The following is a 15963-nucleotide window of genomic DNA, read 5'->3' as shown; positions in this document are numbered from 1 at the left end:
CATCCGTAGCGAAAGGACAGATAGAGCGACTTTATGCCAAAACGTACCGACATTAAAAGCATTCTGATTCTGGGTGCAGGCCCTATTGTTATCGGCCAGGCCTGTGAGTTTGATTACTCCGGCGCTCAAGCGTGCAAAGCGCTGCGCGAGGAAGGTTACCGAGTCATTTTGGTAAATTCTAACCCTGCTACCATTATGACTGACCCGGAAATGGCCGATGCAACTTATATCGAGCCAATTCACTGGGAAGTAGTAGAGAAAATTATTGAGCGTGAGCGTCCCGATGCGGTGTTACCGACCATGGGTGGTCAAACCGCTTTGAACTGTGCGCTGGATTTAGACCGTCACGGCGTACTGGAACGCTATAAGGTTGAAATGATTGGCGCTAATGCCGATGCGATTGATAAAGCGGAAAACCGTGATCGCTTTGATAAAGCAATGAAAGCGATTGGTCTGGAAACACCGAATGCTGAGATGGCTCATAGTCTTGATGAAGCCTTTGATGTGCTTAGCCGACTGGGTTTCCCTTGCATTATCCGACCGTCCTTCACTATGGGTGGCAGTGGCGGTGGTATTGCCTATAACCGTGAAGAGTTTGAAGAAATTTGTCGACGCGGTTTAGACCTCTCACCAACCAATGAACTGCTAATTGATGAGTCATTACTGGGCTGGAAAGAGTACGAGATGGAAGTTGTGCGCGATAAAAGCGATAACTGCATCATTGTCTGTACCATTGAAAACTTCGATCCAATGGGGATTCATACCGGTGACTCGATAACCGTTGCTCCCGCTCAGACGTTAACCGATAAAGAATTCCAGCTAATGCGTGACGCGGCAATGGCCGTTCTGCGTGAAATTGGTGTAGAAACTGGAGGCTCTAACGTACAGTTTGGCGTTAACCCGGACACCGGGCGCATGGTCATTATTGAAATGAACCCACGGGTTTCCCGTTCATCGGCTTTGGCATCAAAAGCTACAGGCTTCCCAATTGCTAAGGTAGCAGCGAAACTGGCCGTTGGATACACGCTGGATGAACTGGAGAACGAGATAACCGGCGGCAAAACACCCGCGTCTTTTGAGCCTGCATTAGATTACGTGGTCACAAAAATACCGCGCTTTAACTTCGAAAAGTTTGCGAACTGCAATGACCGGTTGACCACGCAAATGAAGTCCGTTGGTGAAGTGATGGCTATTGGCCGTAACTTTCAGGAATCGATGCAAAAGGCGCTGCGAGGGCTTGAGCTTGGTGCCTCGGGTTTTGACCCTATTGTGGACTTAGAAGCTAAAGATGCTCGTTCAAAAGTTATCCGTGAATTAAAAGAACCGGGTGCAGAGCGTATTTGGTACATCGCTGACGCTTTTCGCTTAGGTATGACGGTACGCGAAGTCTTTGAGTTAACGCGTATAGACGAGTGGTATCTGATTCAGATTGAAGAGCTTGTAGACCTTGAAAAAGAGGTTGATGAACTTGGTTTAGCCGGGCTCACCGCAGACGTTATGACGGTGTTGAAACGTCGTGGCTTTGCCGACTCCCGTATAGCTGATGTTCTGCATGTGAGTGAAGCAGAAGTTCGTAAAAAGCGTTATAAGTATAAAATTCATCCCGTTTACAAACGTGTTGATACCTGTGCGGCCGAATTCGCCTCTGGCACAGCTTACATGTATTCAAGCTACGATGAAGAATGCGAAGCAGCGCCGACGGACAATGACAAAATTATGGTTATTGGTGGCGGACCAAACCGTATAGGGCAGGGCATTGAGTTCGATTATTGCTGTGTGCATGCGTCGTTGGCGCTGCGTGAAGACGGTTATGAAACCATTATGGTGAACTGTAACCCGGAAACAGTGTCTACCGACTATGACACATCAGATCGTCTATACTTTGAGTCTATTACTCTTGAAGATGTCCTCGAAATTGTTCGTATTGAAAAGCCTAAAGGGGTTATTGTCCAATACGGTGGCCAGACTCCGTTGAAGCTGGCGCGTGAGCTTGAGGCTAATGGTGTTCCAATTATCGGTACTTCGCCTGACGCTATTGACAGAGCAGAAGACAGAGCGCGCTTTCAGACTGCCGTGCGTCGACTGGGATTAAAACAGCCAGAGAATTCGACAGTAACAGGCTTTAACGAAGCTTTGACTGAAGCTAAACGTATTGGTTATCCGTTAGTTGTTCGTCCATCCTATGTTCTGGGTGGAAGAGCTATGGAAATTGTTTATGACGAAGCGGACTTGCAACGTTATCTGACTGACGCGGTCAAAGTGTCAAATGACGCGCCTGTGCTGCTGGATCGTTTCCTTGATAACGCGATAGAAGTTGACGTTGATGCTATCTGCGATGGTACCGACGTTCTGATTGGCGGCATTATGCAGCATATCGAGGAAGCCGGGGTTCACTCGGGTGACTCTGCGTGTTCATTGCCTCCGTATTCATTGAGTGACATTATTCAGGCTCAATTACGTGAACAAATGCGTAAGTTAGCTTTTGAATTGAATGTGAACGGCTTGATGAATGCTCAGTTTGCGGTTAAAGAGGATGAAATTTACCTTATTGAGGTAAACCCAAGGGCTGCGAGAACCGTACCTTTTGTTTCTAAAGCAACGGGTGTGCCGTTAGCCAAAGTGGCAGCTCGGGTAATGGTTGGCCAGTCATTGCAAGAGCAGGGCTATGTAAAAGAAATTATTCCACCGTATTACTCGGTGAAAGAAGTGGTCATTCCTTTTGCTAAGTTCCAGGGGGTCGACCCTATTCGCGGACCTGAAATGCGCTCAACTGGCGAAGTTATGGGTGTGGGTGAAAGCTTTGAAGAAGCTTATGCGAAAGCCAACCTGGGTGCCGGCGAAGCGCTGGCTAAAAAAGGTAAAGCACTCATTTCTGTAAAAGACAGTGATAAGCAACGTCTGATGGACTTGGCCCGAGGCTTATTGGCTTTAGGCTTTAGTTTAGAAGCGACGCGCGGTACAGCGAAAATGCTTGGTGAAGAAGGTATTGACTGCAGTATTGTAAATAAATTGCAAGAAGGCCGTCCAAATATTGTTGATGCGATTAAAAACGGCGAATATTGCTATATTATAAATACAGTAGAAGGCCGTCAGGCGATTGAAGACTCGGTCTATATTCGCCGCGAAGCACTATTGAATAAAGTTATTTACACCACAACATTGAATGCTGCGTTTGCGACAGTAAAAGCAAATACAGCGGATGATCGGGCTCGGGTGAGCTCGGTACAAGAATTACATAAAAGGGTATCGTTAATATGAACCAGATTCCAATGACGGAACATGGCGCGCAATTATTACGTGATGAGCTTAAACGTTTAAAAACGGTAGAGCGTCCGCGCATTGTTGAAGCTATTGCTGATGCTCGCGAGCATGGTGATTTAAAAGAAAATGCGGAATATCATGCAGCGCGTGAACAGCAAGGTTTTTGCGAAGGCCGTATTCAGGAAATTGAATCCAAGCTTTCCAACGCGCAGATCATTGATGTAACTAAGGTACCAAATAACGGCAAAGTTATTTTTGGCTCCACAGTCACCGTTTACAACACGAAAACGGACGAAGAAGTTACTTATAAAATTGTGGGTGACGACGAAGCGGATATTAAATCAAACTTAATTTCTGTGAATTCACCCATTGCGCGTGCACTTATTGGTAAAGAAATTGATGATATTGCGACAGTGACGACACCTAATGGTGAAGTTGAATACGAGGTTGTTGCAGTACAATATAAGTAATATCAACAATGAGTGTATAAAAGGCTGGAAACGCAAGTTTACCAGCCTTTTTCTTTTTATTTTCTTTTGAAACGCATTTCTGTTTGTTTTTTATACGGTCTATTGTATAGTTTGCTCTTATCTTTTTTTCTAACATTAAATTTACAAGAGAAGATGACAATGGACAAGGAACAGTCGCTATCATTTAACACTTTTCAGCATACGCCCCTTGATGAACTTAGCGTCACGGAGTGCTTCGAACGTTTAAAGCTCATTTCACAAAAGGCAACTTATAAAGATGTTTCTGTGTGGTTAGGCCGCAACGCCAACGATTATGCCAACTGGAAACGTAGTAACAAATTACCTTTTGCCGAAATTATTCGGAAACTACTGCAAGAAAGAATTTCTCTTAACTGGTTTTTTGCTCCGGGTTATACCTTGCACGAACCCAGCTACGCTTATACTCAGGGCGATTACGTTAAGAGCAGCGTGGTAGAGGAAGAACGCAAACGGCGAATTGAGTTTTTAAAAGCGCACAAAAAGATAGAGCCGCTATTGAAAGCCTACGGGCTGCAAGATGATGAACAATGTATGACTTTGATGCTGGATGCGTATTTTTCCACTACAGATAAGTGGATGGAGAAATCGCAGGCATTAGAGTTAGTCGCAAAAGCATTAGCTCTTAAGCCTGCGATTCAAAGAATTACCCGCGAGGAAGACGAATCTTAGGTTCTTCTGCAGCACGGTATATCACTTGTGTTTTACCGATAATTTGCACTTCAGCGGCACCGGTTTCATGTACAATGGTTGCCATAATTTGCTTTCTGAGCTCGCGATCTTCTTCCGGAACTTTTATTTTAATCAGTTCATGGTGGTCAAGTGCTTGCTCAATTTCTGCAAGAACACCTTCAGTAAGGCCGTTAGCCCCAAGTAGTACGACGGGTTTAAGCGGATGTGCTAAACCTTTTAAATGCTGTTTTTGCTTATTACTTAATGACATTCGATAATATCCGTTTTAGAGCTTGATTTTTTAACATTGTAACGCCAGATCAGGTATTCAGGCCAGACAATTAAGGAAACTTCGTTAAATCATGGGAAAAAAACGCAGTGTGAGTAGTCAGCGCTGGCTGAAAGAACATTTTGACGATCAGTTTGTCCAAAAAGCACAGAAGAAGGGATTACGCTCCCGCGCTGTTTTTAAATTGGAAGAAATACAAAAACGGGACAAACTGATCAAAAAAGGTCAAACCGTCGTTGATTTAGGAGCAGCCCCAGGTGGGTGGTCACAGTACGTGGCCGACTACTTTAACGGCGATGGTCAAATCATTGCTTGTGATATTTTAGCGATGGACCCAATCGCCGGAGTCGATTTTCTTCAGGGAGATTTTCGTGAAGAATCGGTACTGGAGGCTTTATTAGAGCGTATTGGTGGTAAAAATGTGGATGTGGTGCTGTCTGACATGGCACCTAATATGAGCGGTAATGGCACGGTAGACCAGGCGCGTTCTATGTACTTGGTAGAGCTGGCGCTGGACATGTGCCATCAGGTTTTGAAACCAGGTGGAAGTTTTGCCGTCAAAGTGTTTCAGGGGCAAGGTTTTGAATCTTTCCTGAAAGATGTACGAGCAGCGTTTAATGATGTGAAAACGAGAAAACCAGAGTCCTCAAGAGCACGTTCGAGAGAGGTCTACTTGGTAGCGACAGACTATAAACTGTAGTACCCTGTTGGGTAGTTGATTTTTAATAGAGGTAATAGGCTTTGAGCGATATGGCAAAGAATCTCATCTTGTGGCTTGTGATAGCTGTCGTACTGATGAGCGTTTTTCAGAGCTTCAGTCCGAGCGGAACGTCATCATCAACCATGGTATACAGCGAATTTGTATCTCAGGTTAATAATGGCAACATTCGTCGTGCTGAATTTGGTGATGATGGACGCACTATTTCAGGTATGACTCGCAATGGTCAATCTTATAAAACCGTTGTACCAACTCAATATGATCCAAAAATTCTGGATGATTTGTTGGCAAACGATGTAGAAACACAAGGTACTCCGCCAGAAGAGCAGAGTATTCTGGCATCTATCTTTATTTCGTGGTTCCCGATGCTACTGTTAATCGGTGTATGGATATTCTTCATGCGTCAGATGCAGGGCGGTGGCGGCCGTGGGGCTATGTCGTTTGGTAAAAGCAAAGCCAAGCTAATGAATGAAGAGCAATCAAAAACAACCTTCAAAGACGTAGCCGGTTGTGATGAGGCCAAAGAAGAAGTCTCAGAGCTTGTGGATTATCTGAAAGACCCTTCTAAGTTTCAGCGTCTGGGTGGCAAAATACCGAAAGGCGTTCTTATGGTCGGCCCTCCGGGTACGGGTAAAACCCTGCTGGCAAAAGCTATTTCGGGCGAAGCAAAAGTACCGTTCTTCAGCATTTCCGGTTCAGACTTCGTTGAGATGTTTGTTGGTGTCGGTGCTTCCCGTGTTCGTGACATGTTTGAACAAGCGAAAAAATCTGCGCCATGCATTATCTTTATTGATGAGCTTGATGCCGTGGGTCGCCAACGTGGTGCCGGACTAGGTGGTGGCCACGATGAACGTGAGCAGACATTGAACCAAATGTTGGTTGAAATGGATGGCTTTGAAGGTAATGAAGGCATTATCGTTATTGCCGCGACTAACCGTCCAGATGTCTTAGATCCTGCATTATTGCGTCCTGGCCGCTTTGACCGTCAGGTTATCGTTGGTTTACCGGATGTTCGTGGTCGTGAGCAGATTCTTAAAGTGCACATGCGTAAAGTACCATTAGGTGATGACGTTAAACCGTCAGTGATTGCTCGTGGTACACCCGGCTTTTCTGGTGCGGACTTAGCGAACTTAGTCAACGAAGCTGCGCTATTTGCTGCCCGGGGCGACAAGCGCGTCGTTTCAATGGAAGAATTTGATAAAGCAAAAGACAAGATCATGATGGGTGCAGAGCGCCGCTCAATGGTTATGACGGATGATGAAAAAGCGATGACCGCTTACCACGAAGCCGGCCACGCCATTGTTGGTCGCCTTGTGCCAGAACATGATCCAGTCTACAAAGTATCGATTATTCCACGAGGCCGCGCACTGGGTGTGACCATGTATCTGCCAGAGCAGGATCGTGTCAGCCACAGTAAACAGCATCTTGAAAGTATGATTTCAAGCTTGTTCGGTGGACGTCTTGCAGAAGCCATTATTTATGGTAACGATAAAGTGACCACCGGCGCCTCTAACGACATTGAACGTGCAACTGAAATTGCTCGTAAAATGGTTACCCAGTGGGGACTGTCGGAGAAAATGGGGCCGTTGCTGTACGCCGAAGATGAAAATGAAGTGTTCCTCGGTCGCTCGGTAACCCAGCACAAGCACATGTCAGATGACACTGCGCGCGCTATTGATGAAGAAGTGAAGTCAGTTATCGACCGTAATTATCAGCGAGCGAAAAAGCTGCTGGAAGAAAACGAAGATATTTTGCATTCAATGAAGGACGCATTAGTTCGCTATGAAACTATTGATGCCGACCAAATTGATGACTTGATGAACCGTCGCGATGTTCGTCAGCCAAAAGACTGGGATGACAGAGACAGTGGTGGTAACGATTCTGACGGTGGGGCTGCTAAGGCAGAGAACACCGAAGAACGTCCGGACCGCCCCATTAATGTTGATAAACCCGGGGATGCAACTTCTTAACGTTGATTCTTTTAAAAAGCCACCGCGAGGTGGCTTTTTTGTAGGACACAGTTATTAGCGGAGCTAAGCCATGCCGAAAAATCCAAAGCCGTTGCGAGTTATGGGAATTGTTAATGTCACTCCGGACTCATTTTCAGACGGGGGGGAGTACAACCACCTAAATGATGCAATAGACCACGTTGCACAGCTGATCAAAGACGGCGCTGACATTGTGGACATTGGTGGGGAGTCAACCCGCCCTGGTGCTTATTCGGTTGCTGAACAGGAAGAGTTGGACAGAGTTGTTCCTTTGGTAAAGGCGGTAAGAGACCGTTTTGATGTTGCTATTTCGGTGGACACAACCAAACCCCAAGTCATGACAGAGTCGATAGAAGTTGGCGCCAATATAATTAATGATGTGAATGCCTTGCGTGAGAAAGGTGCTCTGGAAGCGCTGGCAGCGACAAACGCAGAAGTGTGTCTGATGCACATGCAGGGTGAGCCACGAAGTATGCAGCACAACCCTAATTATGATGATGTTGTTTGCGACGTTAAGACTTTTTTGCAAGAGCGTGTTATAGCGTGTGAAAAAGCGGGTATCGAACGCGAGAGGATTTGGTTGGATCCTGGTTTTGGTTTTGGCAAGTCGCAGCGACATAACTACCAGTTATTGCAACGTTTGCAGGCGTTTCACGAATTACAGTTGCCGTTATTGGTGGGAATGTCGCGAAAAAGCATGATAGGTCATGTTACTGGACGTGAAGTAAAAGATCGCTTAGCAGGCAGTTTAGCGGCTGCAACCATTGCAGCAATGAAAGGAGCACGTATAATTCGCGTTCATGATGTTAAGGAGACAGTTGATGCGATGAAAGTGGTTGCAGCAACTATAGAAGGAGAACACCTTTGAGTGAGCGTAAATATTTCGGCACTGATGGCGTGCGCGGACGTGTCGGGCAATTCCCGATAACCCCTGAATTTGCCGTAAAGCTTGGCTGGGCCGCTGGGCGTGTACTAGCCGCTAAGGGTACCAGTCGCGTATTAGTGGGCAAAGACACCCGGGTTTCTGGTTATATGCTTGAGTCAGCACTGGAGGCTGGTTTAGCCGCTGCTGGTGTTGGCGTGGACTTCTTAGGTCCTATGCCCACTCCCGGAATTGCTTATCTTACACGCACGTTCAGAGCTGCTGCCGGAATCGTGATTAGCGCCTCTCATAACCCATATTATGATAATGGTATTAAGTTTTTTGCTGATAACGGACACAAGCTTCCTGACGCGGTTGAGCTGGAAATTGAACGTTTGTTAGACGAGCCTATGGACTGCGTTATTTCCGAAGAGTTAGGGCGGGCAAAACGCATTAATGATGCCGCAGGACGTTATATTGAGTTTTGTAAAAGCGTATTCCCCAACGAAATGACGCTGGAAGGGCTTCACATCGTGGTTGACTGCGCCCATGGCGCTACTTACCACATTGCGCCTAATGTGCTTCGGGAACTTGGTGCTGAAGTGACCGAAATAGGCACGCAGCCCAATGGACTGAATATTAATAAAGAGTGTGGTGCAACGCACTTAACGGCATTGCAGAATAAAGTGCTGGAAACCAAAGCCGACCTTGGCATAGCGCTTGACGGTGATGGCGATCGTATCATGATGGTGACTGAAAACGGACGCCCCATTGATGGCGACGAAATTCTTTATATGCTCGCTGTTACTGCGCAGAATCAGGGACAGCTTCAGGGCGGGGTTGTTGGTACTTTGATGACCAACTTTGCTTTGGAGAAGGAGCTGGATAAACGGCGTATTCCATTCGTTCGGGCGAAAGTCGGCGACCGCTATGTTATTGAGGAACTGGTTAAGCGTGACTGGTATCTGGGGGGAGAGAACTCCGGCCATGTTATAAACCGTCAGCATCACACTACTGGGGACGGCATTATAGCTGGCCTGCAGGTGTTGGCAGCTATGTATCAGGAACAAAAGTCTCTGGAGAAACTGAGCTGCGACTTTCATAAGCTGCCGCAAGTACTTATTAATGTCCGCTTTGAGAGCGATAAACAGCCGCTGGAATCAGAAAATGTGAAAAGCGTTGTTCGTGAAGTTGAGAGCGCTTTAGCAGGCACTGGTCGGGTCTTATTACGTAAGTCTGGCACTGAACCTTTAATTCGCGTAATGGTCGAGGGTGAGAACGAAGCTAAGGTAAAAGCCTTTGCTCAGCAAATTGCTAACGAGGTCGAAGCGGCTACAAATTAAACAGTTAGCGGATAGTGGTGAAAATCTCGCTTGTAAGTTGGCGAGTGTTTCGCTACTATTCCCGCGCTCTGGAGTAGAGGACAAACTATGCCTAATGCATCACTAGTGATTGCAAATTGGAAAATGAACGGAAATCGCGAGCTAACGAAAACAATGTCGGCGGCTTTGCGGGAAAAACTTAATCAGCTTCAGCAAGTTAAGTTAGTCATTTGTCCTCCGTTCACCCTTATTGGCGAGCTGGCTAATCAATGTTATTACGATGACATTGCCATTGGTGCTCAGAATGTATCTGAACACACTGGTGGTGCCTTTACCGGCGAAATCTCAACCGCACAGCTACAAGAGTTTGGTGTTAGCTATGTGTTAGTGGGACATTCAGAACGTCGGCAGCTGTTCGCAGAAACCGACAAAATGGTGAATGAGAAAGCCTTGGCTACGGTTAATGCCGGTATGACAGCGGTGATTTGTGTTGGTGAGAATAAAGCACAACGCGATGAGGGAAACACCTGGGAAGTTGTAGCACAGCAAGCGCAAGCGGCTTTAGCTGATCTTCCTAAGGAGCAAGCCGGTAAAATTGTTTTGGCCTATGAGCCTGTTTGGGCAATTGGTACTGGAGAAACGGCTTCACCAGAACAAGCACAGGACGTTCATGCAAAATTAAGAGCGTTACTGGTAGAGCAATTTGGCGCGATTGGTGAGAAAATGCCGTTATTGTACGGCGGCTCAGTTAAAGCTGACAACGCTGCCGAATTATTTGCGCAAAAAGACATTGATGGCGGCCTGATAGGTGGCGCAAGTCTGAAAGAATCAGATTTTGTTGCTATTTGCCAAGCTGCTCAAGGGTAAAATTATGTACGAAATTTTGATGATCGCATTTCTCGTTGTCGCTTTGGTCTTAATTGGCTTTATTATGCTGCAACAAGGCAAAGGCGCAGACATGGGCGCATCTTTTGGCTCAGGCGCATCGAACACTGTTTTTGGTTCATCAGGTTCAGGTAACTTCCTGACCCGGGCAACAGCCGGGTTAGCGGTAGTGTTTTTCATTCTGAGCCTGGTGTTGGGTAACTTATCGACCTCTACTGATGAGTCGTCAAATGACTTCTCAGACCTTTCAGTTCCGGCTGAAGAGCAAGAGTTACCTCCAGCGGATGATAAGTCAGAGTCTGAATCTGAAGTGCCGCCAATTGACTAAGATTTTGCAGAAGTGGTGGAATTGGTAGACACGCTACCTTGAGGGGGTAGTGCTCTTACGGGCGTGCGGGTTCAAGTCCCGCCTTCTGCACCAAAATTAGCTCTCTGATTGTTGCCTCAGAGGTTGAAAATAAACGAAAAATACGTATAATGTGCAACAAGTTTCGGACGCGGGGTGGAGCAGTCTGGTAGCTCGTCGGGCTCATAACCCGAAGGTCGTAGGTTCAAATCCTGCCCCCGCAACCAATTTTAGTAGCAGCGTTTCGCATTAAGGCGTCGCTTTTGCTAAAATAACTGACAAAGGGTCCAGTGTTCAGAAAGCCCCGCAGCAGCTCGGGGCTTTTTGCTATGCGGCCTTAGCTATCTTAGGATAGCCAGAACACTGGGCGCTTGCGCCCTTTTTTTGTTTCAGGAGGCAGTAATTGGCAAATTTGCAAGAACGGTTAACCGATATAATTCGCCCAGCGGTAGAAGCGCTGGAGTTTGAATTGTGGGGCGTAGAGTTTATTCGCGCCGGTAAGTTTTCAACATTACGGGTATATATCGATCATCCGGAAGGTATCAGCGTGGATAACTGTGCAGACGTGAGTTATCAGGTCAGTTCACTACTGGATGTTGAAGACCCTATTAATGTTGAATACAACCTGGAAGTGTCCTCTCCGGGAATGGAAAGACCGTTTTTTAATGCCCAACAAATGCAGCCTTATATAAATGAAACCGTTGCTTTTGAGTTAGTAGCGGCGCAAAAAAACAAAAGAAAATTTAAGGCAGAATTGATTGCGGTTGAGGGTGAAGAACTGACCCTTGCCGTTGATAACGATACTCTTCAGGTGAATATGCGTGATGTGAAAAACGCTCACCTGGTTCCGGCATTTGATTAAAAGATTGCGTTGGCGAGGCAGCACTCATGAGTAAAGAAATACTGTTAGTCGCAGAAGCGGTTTCAAACGAAAAAGCAGTACCACGCGAAAAAATATTTGAAGCGTTAGAGTCAGCATTGGCTCATGCGACCAAAAAGAAGTACGACGGCGATATTGAAGTTCGTATTGATATCGATCGTACCACTGGCGAATTTGATACATTCCGTCGTTGGTTAGTCGTTGAAGACACGGATTCTGGATTAGAACATCCTTACCGTGAAATAAGCTTGTCGGCAGCGCAATACGAAGATCCATCGGTACAGGCCGGTGACTACGTAGAAGAGCAAATCGATTCGATACAGTTCGACCGTATTACGACCCAGACTGCAAAACAAGTTATCGTACAAAAAGTACGTGAAGCCGAACGAGCTCAGGTTGTTGATGAATACCGTGAGCAAGTGGGTGAAATGGTCAGCGGTATTGTTAAGCGTGCGAATCGGGAGCACGTTATTCTGGATTTAGGTAATAACGCGGAAGCGATTATTTATCGTGACGAAATGTTACCGCGTGAATCTGTGCGTCCAGGTGATCGCATTCGCGGTTTGCTCTATGACGTTCGTCCAGAAGCTCGTGGTGCACAATTATTTGTAAGCAGAACCAATCCTAACTTCTTGTTGGAATTGTTCCGTATCGAGGTGCCTGAAATAGGCGAAGAGATGATTGAGCTACGCGGTGCTGCCCGAGACCCGGGTTCGCGTGCTAAAATTGCGGTTAAGAGTAACGATAAGCGTATAGACCCTGTTGGGGCTTGCGTTGGTATGCGCGGTGCACGAGTTCAGGCGGTATCCGGTGAGCTTGGTGGCGAGCGCGTAGACATTGTGCTTTGGGATGATAACCCGGCACAGTACGTCATTAACGCGATGGCGCCTGCTGAAGTAGCGTCTATAGTTGTGGATGAAGATGCACATACTATGGATATTGCGGTTGCGGCAGATAACCTGGCTCAAGCTATTGGTAAAGGTGGACAGAACGTTCGCCTGGCCAGTCAGCTAACCGGCTGGACACTGAATGTTATGACCGAAGACGAGTTCAACGAAAAAAATGAAGCTGAAACTCAGCGTCTATTGAACTTGTTCGTATCGACTTTAGATATCGATGAAGATTTTGCCAATGTACTGGTTGATGAAGGCTTCTCTTCACTTGAAGAAGTGGCTTATGTCCCGGTTGCAGAATTCCTTGATATTGAAGGGATGGACGAAGATATCGTAGAAGAATTGCGTAGCAGAGCACGTGCTTATTTAACCACGAAAGCTCTGGCTACCGAAGAATCTCTGGAATCGGCTGAACCAGATGACACACTGTTGAACCTTGAAGGAATGGAGCGTCACCTGGCTTATGTATTAGCCAGCAAAGGCGTGACAACTCTGGAAGAGTTAGCGGAACAGGGTGTTGACGACTTAGCCGATATTGAAGAATTAAATGAACAGCAGGCTGGCGATTTAATTATGAAAGCTCGCAATATTTGCTGGTTCAATGAAGAACAGTAGAACGATCAGCGGAGGTACAACAGACTATGGAAGAAGTAACGCTCGATAAGCTGGCCACAGATGTCGGTACAACAGTTGATCGTCTGGTTCAGCAGTTCGCTGAAGCGGGCATGACCAAGAAAGCGGGTGATTCTGTTAACGAAGAAGAGAAACAGAAATTACTGGCTCACTTGAATCGTCAGCACGGCGGTGGCGGCAGCTCTGAACCCAGCAAAATGACTTTAAAGCGCAAAACAAAAAGTACGTTAAGCGTTGGTGGCGGAAGAGACTCTAAATCCGTTCAGGTAGAAGTGCGTAAAAAGCGTACTTACGTGAAACGTTCAGCAAGCGAAGAACAGGAACGTGAAGAACAAGAACGCTTAGCGCAAGAGAAAGAAGCGGAAGAAGCGAAGCTTCGCGAAGAAGAAAAACAGCGCGAAGAAGAACAGCAGCGTAAAGAAGCGGAAGCCAAGGCTAAAGCAGAACGCGAAAAAGCTGAGAAAGAAAAAGCTGAAAAAGAAAAGCTGCGCAAAGAAAAAGAGAAAGAGCGTCAAAAAGCAGAAGCTGAAAAACGTGCTGCCATGACACCTGAAGAGCGTGAAGCGGCAGACAAAGCGAAAGCCGATGCTGAAAAACTGAAGCGTCAACAGGAAGAAGAAGCTCGTAAAAAAGCGGAAAAAGAAGCGGAAGCGCAAGCGGAAGAAGCTCGTAAACTGGCGGAAGAAAACGCAAAACGCTGGGAAGAAGAAGAGCAGAAACGTAAACAGCAAGAAAAAGAAGACGTGCATTTTACAACGTCATCTACTGCGCAAGAAGCTGAAGACGCACAAGATTTTGACGAAGAACGTAAAAGCCGCAAACGCGGTAAAAAGCGTCGTCGTAAAGATGAAGAAAGCGATGATACTCCACGCCGCGAGAAGCGTCGTAAAGGTGCTCGTCGCGGCTCGTCGCTGCAACAGGGCTTTAATAAACCAGCTCAGCCAGTTGAACGTGATGTGAAAATTGGTGAGACCATTACCGTTGGTGAACTTGCTAACCGTATGGCGGTTAAAGCCAGTGACCTTATCAAGACCATGATGAAAATGGGCGAGATGGTCACCATTAACCAGATTCTTGATCAAGACACAGCCGCTTTAGTGGTTGAAGAGCTGGGTCATAAACCTGCGTTGGTGAAAGATAATGCGCTGGAAGAAGAAGTGCTTTCTGACCGCCAGGAAGGCGGAGAAGAGGCACCTCGTGCACCAGTCGTTACTGTTATGGGTCACGTTGACCATGGTAAAACATCGTTGCTGGATTACATTCGTAAAGCCAAAGTTGCATCAGGCGAAGCGGGTGGTATTACTCAGCACATCGGTGCATACCACGTTGAAACGGGTCATGGCATGGTGACTTTCCTGGATACTCCGGGACACGCCGCCTTTACTTCTATGCGTGCACGTGGTGCAGGCGCAACAGACGTTGTTATCCTGGTAGTCGCTGCGGATGATGGTGTTATGCCGCAAACCAAAGAAGCGGTTCAGCACGCAAAAGCTGCTGGCGTTCCTCTGGTTGTTGCTATCAACAAAATGGATAAAGAAGGCGCTGACCCAGACCGTGTGAAGAACGAGTTGTCGCAGTTGGAAGTTATTCCTGAAGACTGGGGTGGCGATGTTCAGTTTATTCCATTGTCAGCGCACACCGGTGAAGGCATTGATGAGCTGTTAGAAGCTATTTTGCTGCAATCTGAAGTATTGGATTTACGTGCAGAGAAAACCGGTATGGCCTCAGGTATTGTGGTTGAATCACGCCTGGATCGAGGCCGCGGCCCGGTAGCAACGGTATTGGTTCAGCGCGGTCTGCTGAAGCAGGGCGATGTTGTACTTTGTGGTCTTGAATACGGTCGTATTCGTGCGATGCGCGATGAAACCGGTAAAGAAATTAAAGAAGCGGGCCCATCTATTCCTGTAGAAATACTGGGTCTGTCCGGTGTTCCTCAGGCAGGCGACGAAGCAACGGTTGTCAGAGACGAGCGTAAAGCGCGTGAAGTAGCTAACTATCGTCAGGGTAAATACCGTGATGTGAAATTAGCCAAGCAACAGAAAGCGAAACTGGAAAACATGTTTGCGGACATGGCCGAAGGTGATGTTGCTGAGCTTAATATTGTACTTAAGTCTGACGTACAAGGGTCACTGGAAGCGATTTCTGATGCCTTAACCAAACTGTCAACTGATGAAGTAAAAGTGAACATCATCGGTAGCGGCGTTGGTGGTATCACCGAAACCGATATTTCTCTGGCCAGTGCCTCAAATGCCATTGTTGTTGGTTTTAACGTTCGTGCTGAAGCTGCAGCCAGAAAACTGGTTGAACAGGAAAGTGTCGACTTACGCTATTACAGCGTTATTTACGACTTAATTGACGAAGTTAAAGCGGCAATGAGCGGTATGCTGCAGCCCGAGTTTAAACAGCAGATTATTGGTTTAGCCGAAGTTCGTGATGTCTTTAAATCACCTAAGATTGGTGCCATTGCTGGTTGTATGGTAACTGAAGGTGTGGTGAAGCGTTCTGCTCCAATTCGCGTATTGCGTGATAACGTTGTTATCTACGAAGGCGAACTAGAATCTTTACGTCGCTTTAAAGACGACGTTCAGGAAGTTCGTAACGGCATGGAATGTGGTATCGGTGTTAAGAACTACAACGATGTCAAAGAAGGCGACCAAATTGAAGTCTTCGAAACCATTCAGATTGAACGTACGCTGTAATCAAGGACA

Annotated in this window: 13 protein-coding genes and 2 tRNA genes; 14 read left to right on the top strand and 1 reads right to left on the bottom strand. The window is 46.6% G+C overall.

Annotated features, from left to right (window positions below):
- The first annotated feature begins 33 nt into the window (after nucleotides 1-33).
- The 3 genes from carB (at nucleotide 34) to IL_RS05000 (ending at nucleotide 4439) form a co-directional block, all read left to right on the top strand.
- Nucleotides 34-3258, top strand: a complete 3225-nt coding sequence (carB, locus tag IL_RS05010) for a carbamoyl-phosphate synthase large subunit (RefSeq protein ID WP_011234231.1) — start codon at nucleotides 34-36, stop codon at nucleotides 3256-3258.
- Nucleotides 3255-3731: a transcription elongation factor GreA gene (gene greA / locus IL_RS05005; protein ID WP_011234230.1), complete on the top strand. Its 477-nt coding sequence runs from the start codon at nucleotides 3255-3257 to the stop codon at nucleotides 3729-3731. The genes carB and greA overlap by 4 nt, the downstream gene beginning before the upstream one ends.
- 159 nt (nucleotides 3732-3890) lie before the next feature.
- On the top strand, nucleotides 3891-4439 hold the full coding sequence (locus tag IL_RS05000) for a hypothetical protein (protein WP_011234229.1): 549 nt from the start codon (nucleotides 3891-3893) through the stop codon (nucleotides 4437-4439).
- On the opposite strand, the gene yhbY is transcribed toward IL_RS05000, so the two are convergent.
- Nucleotides 4414-4710 carry a ribosome assembly RNA-binding protein YhbY gene (gene yhbY, locus IL_RS04995; RefSeq protein WP_011234228.1) on the bottom strand — a complete coding sequence of 99 codons (297 nt, stop codon included), beginning with the start codon at nucleotides 4708-4710 and terminating at the stop codon, nucleotides 4414-4416. The genes IL_RS05000 and yhbY overlap by 26 nt on opposite strands.
- A gap of 91 nt (nucleotides 4711-4801) precedes the next feature.
- On the opposite strand from yhbY, the gene rlmE reads away from it, so the two are divergent.
- From rlmE to infB, 11 genes are all read left to right on the top strand, one after another.
- Nucleotides 4802-5428: a 23S rRNA (uridine(2552)-2'-O)-methyltransferase RlmE gene (gene rlmE / locus IL_RS04990; protein ID WP_011234227.1), complete on the top strand. Its 627-nt coding sequence runs from the start codon at nucleotides 4802-4804 to the stop codon at nucleotides 5426-5428.
- A gap of 41 nt (nucleotides 5429-5469) precedes the next feature.
- The gene (ftsH, locus tag IL_RS04985; RefSeq protein ID WP_011234226.1) at nucleotides 5470-7416 is read left to right on the top strand and encodes an ATP-dependent zinc metalloprotease FtsH; all 1947 of its coding nucleotides are present in this window, start codon (nucleotides 5470-5472) and stop codon (nucleotides 7414-7416) included.
- 70 nt (nucleotides 7417-7486) lie between these two features.
- Nucleotides 7487-8302, top strand: a complete 816-nt coding sequence (gene folP, locus IL_RS04980) for a dihydropteroate synthase (protein ID WP_011234225.1) — start codon at nucleotides 7487-7489, stop codon at nucleotides 8300-8302.
- Nucleotides 8299-9639, top strand: a complete 1341-nt coding sequence (glmM, locus tag IL_RS04975; protein ID WP_011234224.1) for a phosphoglucosamine mutase — start codon at nucleotides 8299-8301, stop codon at nucleotides 9637-9639. Before folP ends, glmM begins: the two co-directional genes overlap by 4 nt.
- A gap of 87 nt (nucleotides 9640-9726) precedes the next feature.
- Nucleotides 9727-10485: a triose-phosphate isomerase gene (gene tpiA / locus IL_RS04970; protein ID WP_011234223.1), complete on the top strand. Its 759-nt coding sequence runs from the start codon at nucleotides 9727-9729 to the stop codon at nucleotides 10483-10485.
- Nucleotides 10486-10489: 4 nt separating this feature from the next.
- Nucleotides 10490-10831 carry a preprotein translocase subunit SecG gene (secG, locus tag IL_RS04965; RefSeq protein WP_011234222.1) on the top strand — a complete coding sequence of 114 codons (342 nt, stop codon included), beginning with the start codon at nucleotides 10490-10492 and terminating at the stop codon, nucleotides 10829-10831.
- A gap of 6 nt (nucleotides 10832-10837) precedes the next feature.
- Nucleotides 10838-10924: transfer RNA gene (locus IL_RS04960), tRNA-Leu, on the top strand.
- A 75-nt stretch (nucleotides 10925-10999) separates the two neighbouring features.
- Nucleotides 11000-11076: transfer RNA gene (locus IL_RS04955), tRNA-Met, on the top strand.
- A 176-nt stretch (nucleotides 11077-11252) separates the two neighbouring features.
- Complete coding sequence (gene rimP, locus IL_RS04950) at nucleotides 11253-11711, top strand: ribosome maturation factor RimP (RefSeq protein ID WP_011234221.1); 459 nt, start codon at nucleotides 11253-11255, stop codon at nucleotides 11709-11711.
- Nucleotides 11712-11737: 26 nt separating this feature from the next.
- Nucleotides 11738-13237: a transcription termination factor NusA gene (gene nusA, locus IL_RS04945; protein ID WP_011234220.1), complete on the top strand. Its 1500-nt coding sequence runs from the start codon at nucleotides 11738-11740 to the stop codon at nucleotides 13235-13237.
- A 26-nt stretch (nucleotides 13238-13263) separates the two neighbouring features.
- Nucleotides 13264-15954: a translation initiation factor IF-2 gene (gene infB, locus IL_RS04940; RefSeq protein ID WP_011234219.1), complete on the top strand. Its 2691-nt coding sequence runs from the start codon at nucleotides 13264-13266 to the stop codon at nucleotides 15952-15954.
- Nucleotides 15955-15963: the final 9 nt, after the last annotated feature.

It is taken from the genome of Idiomarina loihiensis L2TR (genome assembly GCF_000008465.1).
In the GTDB taxonomy this organism is placed as follows: Bacteria; Pseudomonadota; Gammaproteobacteria; order Enterobacterales; family Alteromonadaceae; genus Idiomarina; species Idiomarina loihiensis.
Note: the sequence above shows the minus strand (reverse complement) of the source record. Positions and strands in the feature narration are given on the sequence as shown.

Bases quoted from the DNA above. Each gene is read 5' to 3' on its own strand.
- IL_RS05000 (WP_011234229.1), top strand. From the start codon at position 3,891: ATGGACAAGGAACAGTCGCTATCATTTAACACTTTTCAGCATACGCCC.
- infB (WP_011234219.1), top strand. From the start codon at position 13,264: ATGGAAGAAGTAACGCTCGATAAGCTGGCCACAGATGTCGGTACAACA.
- greA (WP_011234230.1), top strand. From the start codon at position 3,255: ATGAACCAGATTCCAATGACGGAACATGGCGCGCAATTATTACGTGAT.
- nusA (WP_011234220.1), top strand. From the start codon at position 11,738: ATGAGTAAAGAAATACTGTTAGTCGCAGAAGCGGTTTCAAACGAAAAA.
- secG (WP_011234222.1), top strand. From the start codon at position 10,490: ATGTACGAAATTTTGATGATCGCATTTCTCGTTGTCGCTTTGGTCTTA.
- folP (WP_011234225.1), top strand. From the start codon at position 7,487: ATGCCGAAAAATCCAAAGCCGTTGCGAGTTATGGGAATTGTTAATGTC.
- carB (WP_011234231.1), top strand. From the start codon at position 34: ATGCCAAAACGTACCGACATTAAAAGCATTCTGATTCTGGGTGCAGGC.
- yhbY (WP_011234228.1), bottom strand. From the start codon at position 4,710: ATGTCATTAAGTAATAAGCAAAAACAGCATTTAAAAGGTTTAGCACAT.
- tpiA (WP_011234223.1), top strand. From the start codon at position 9,727: ATGCCTAATGCATCACTAGTGATTGCAAATTGGAAAATGAACGGAAAT.
- rlmE (WP_011234227.1), top strand. From the start codon at position 4,802: ATGGGAAAAAAACGCAGTGTGAGTAGTCAGCGCTGGCTGAAAGAACAT.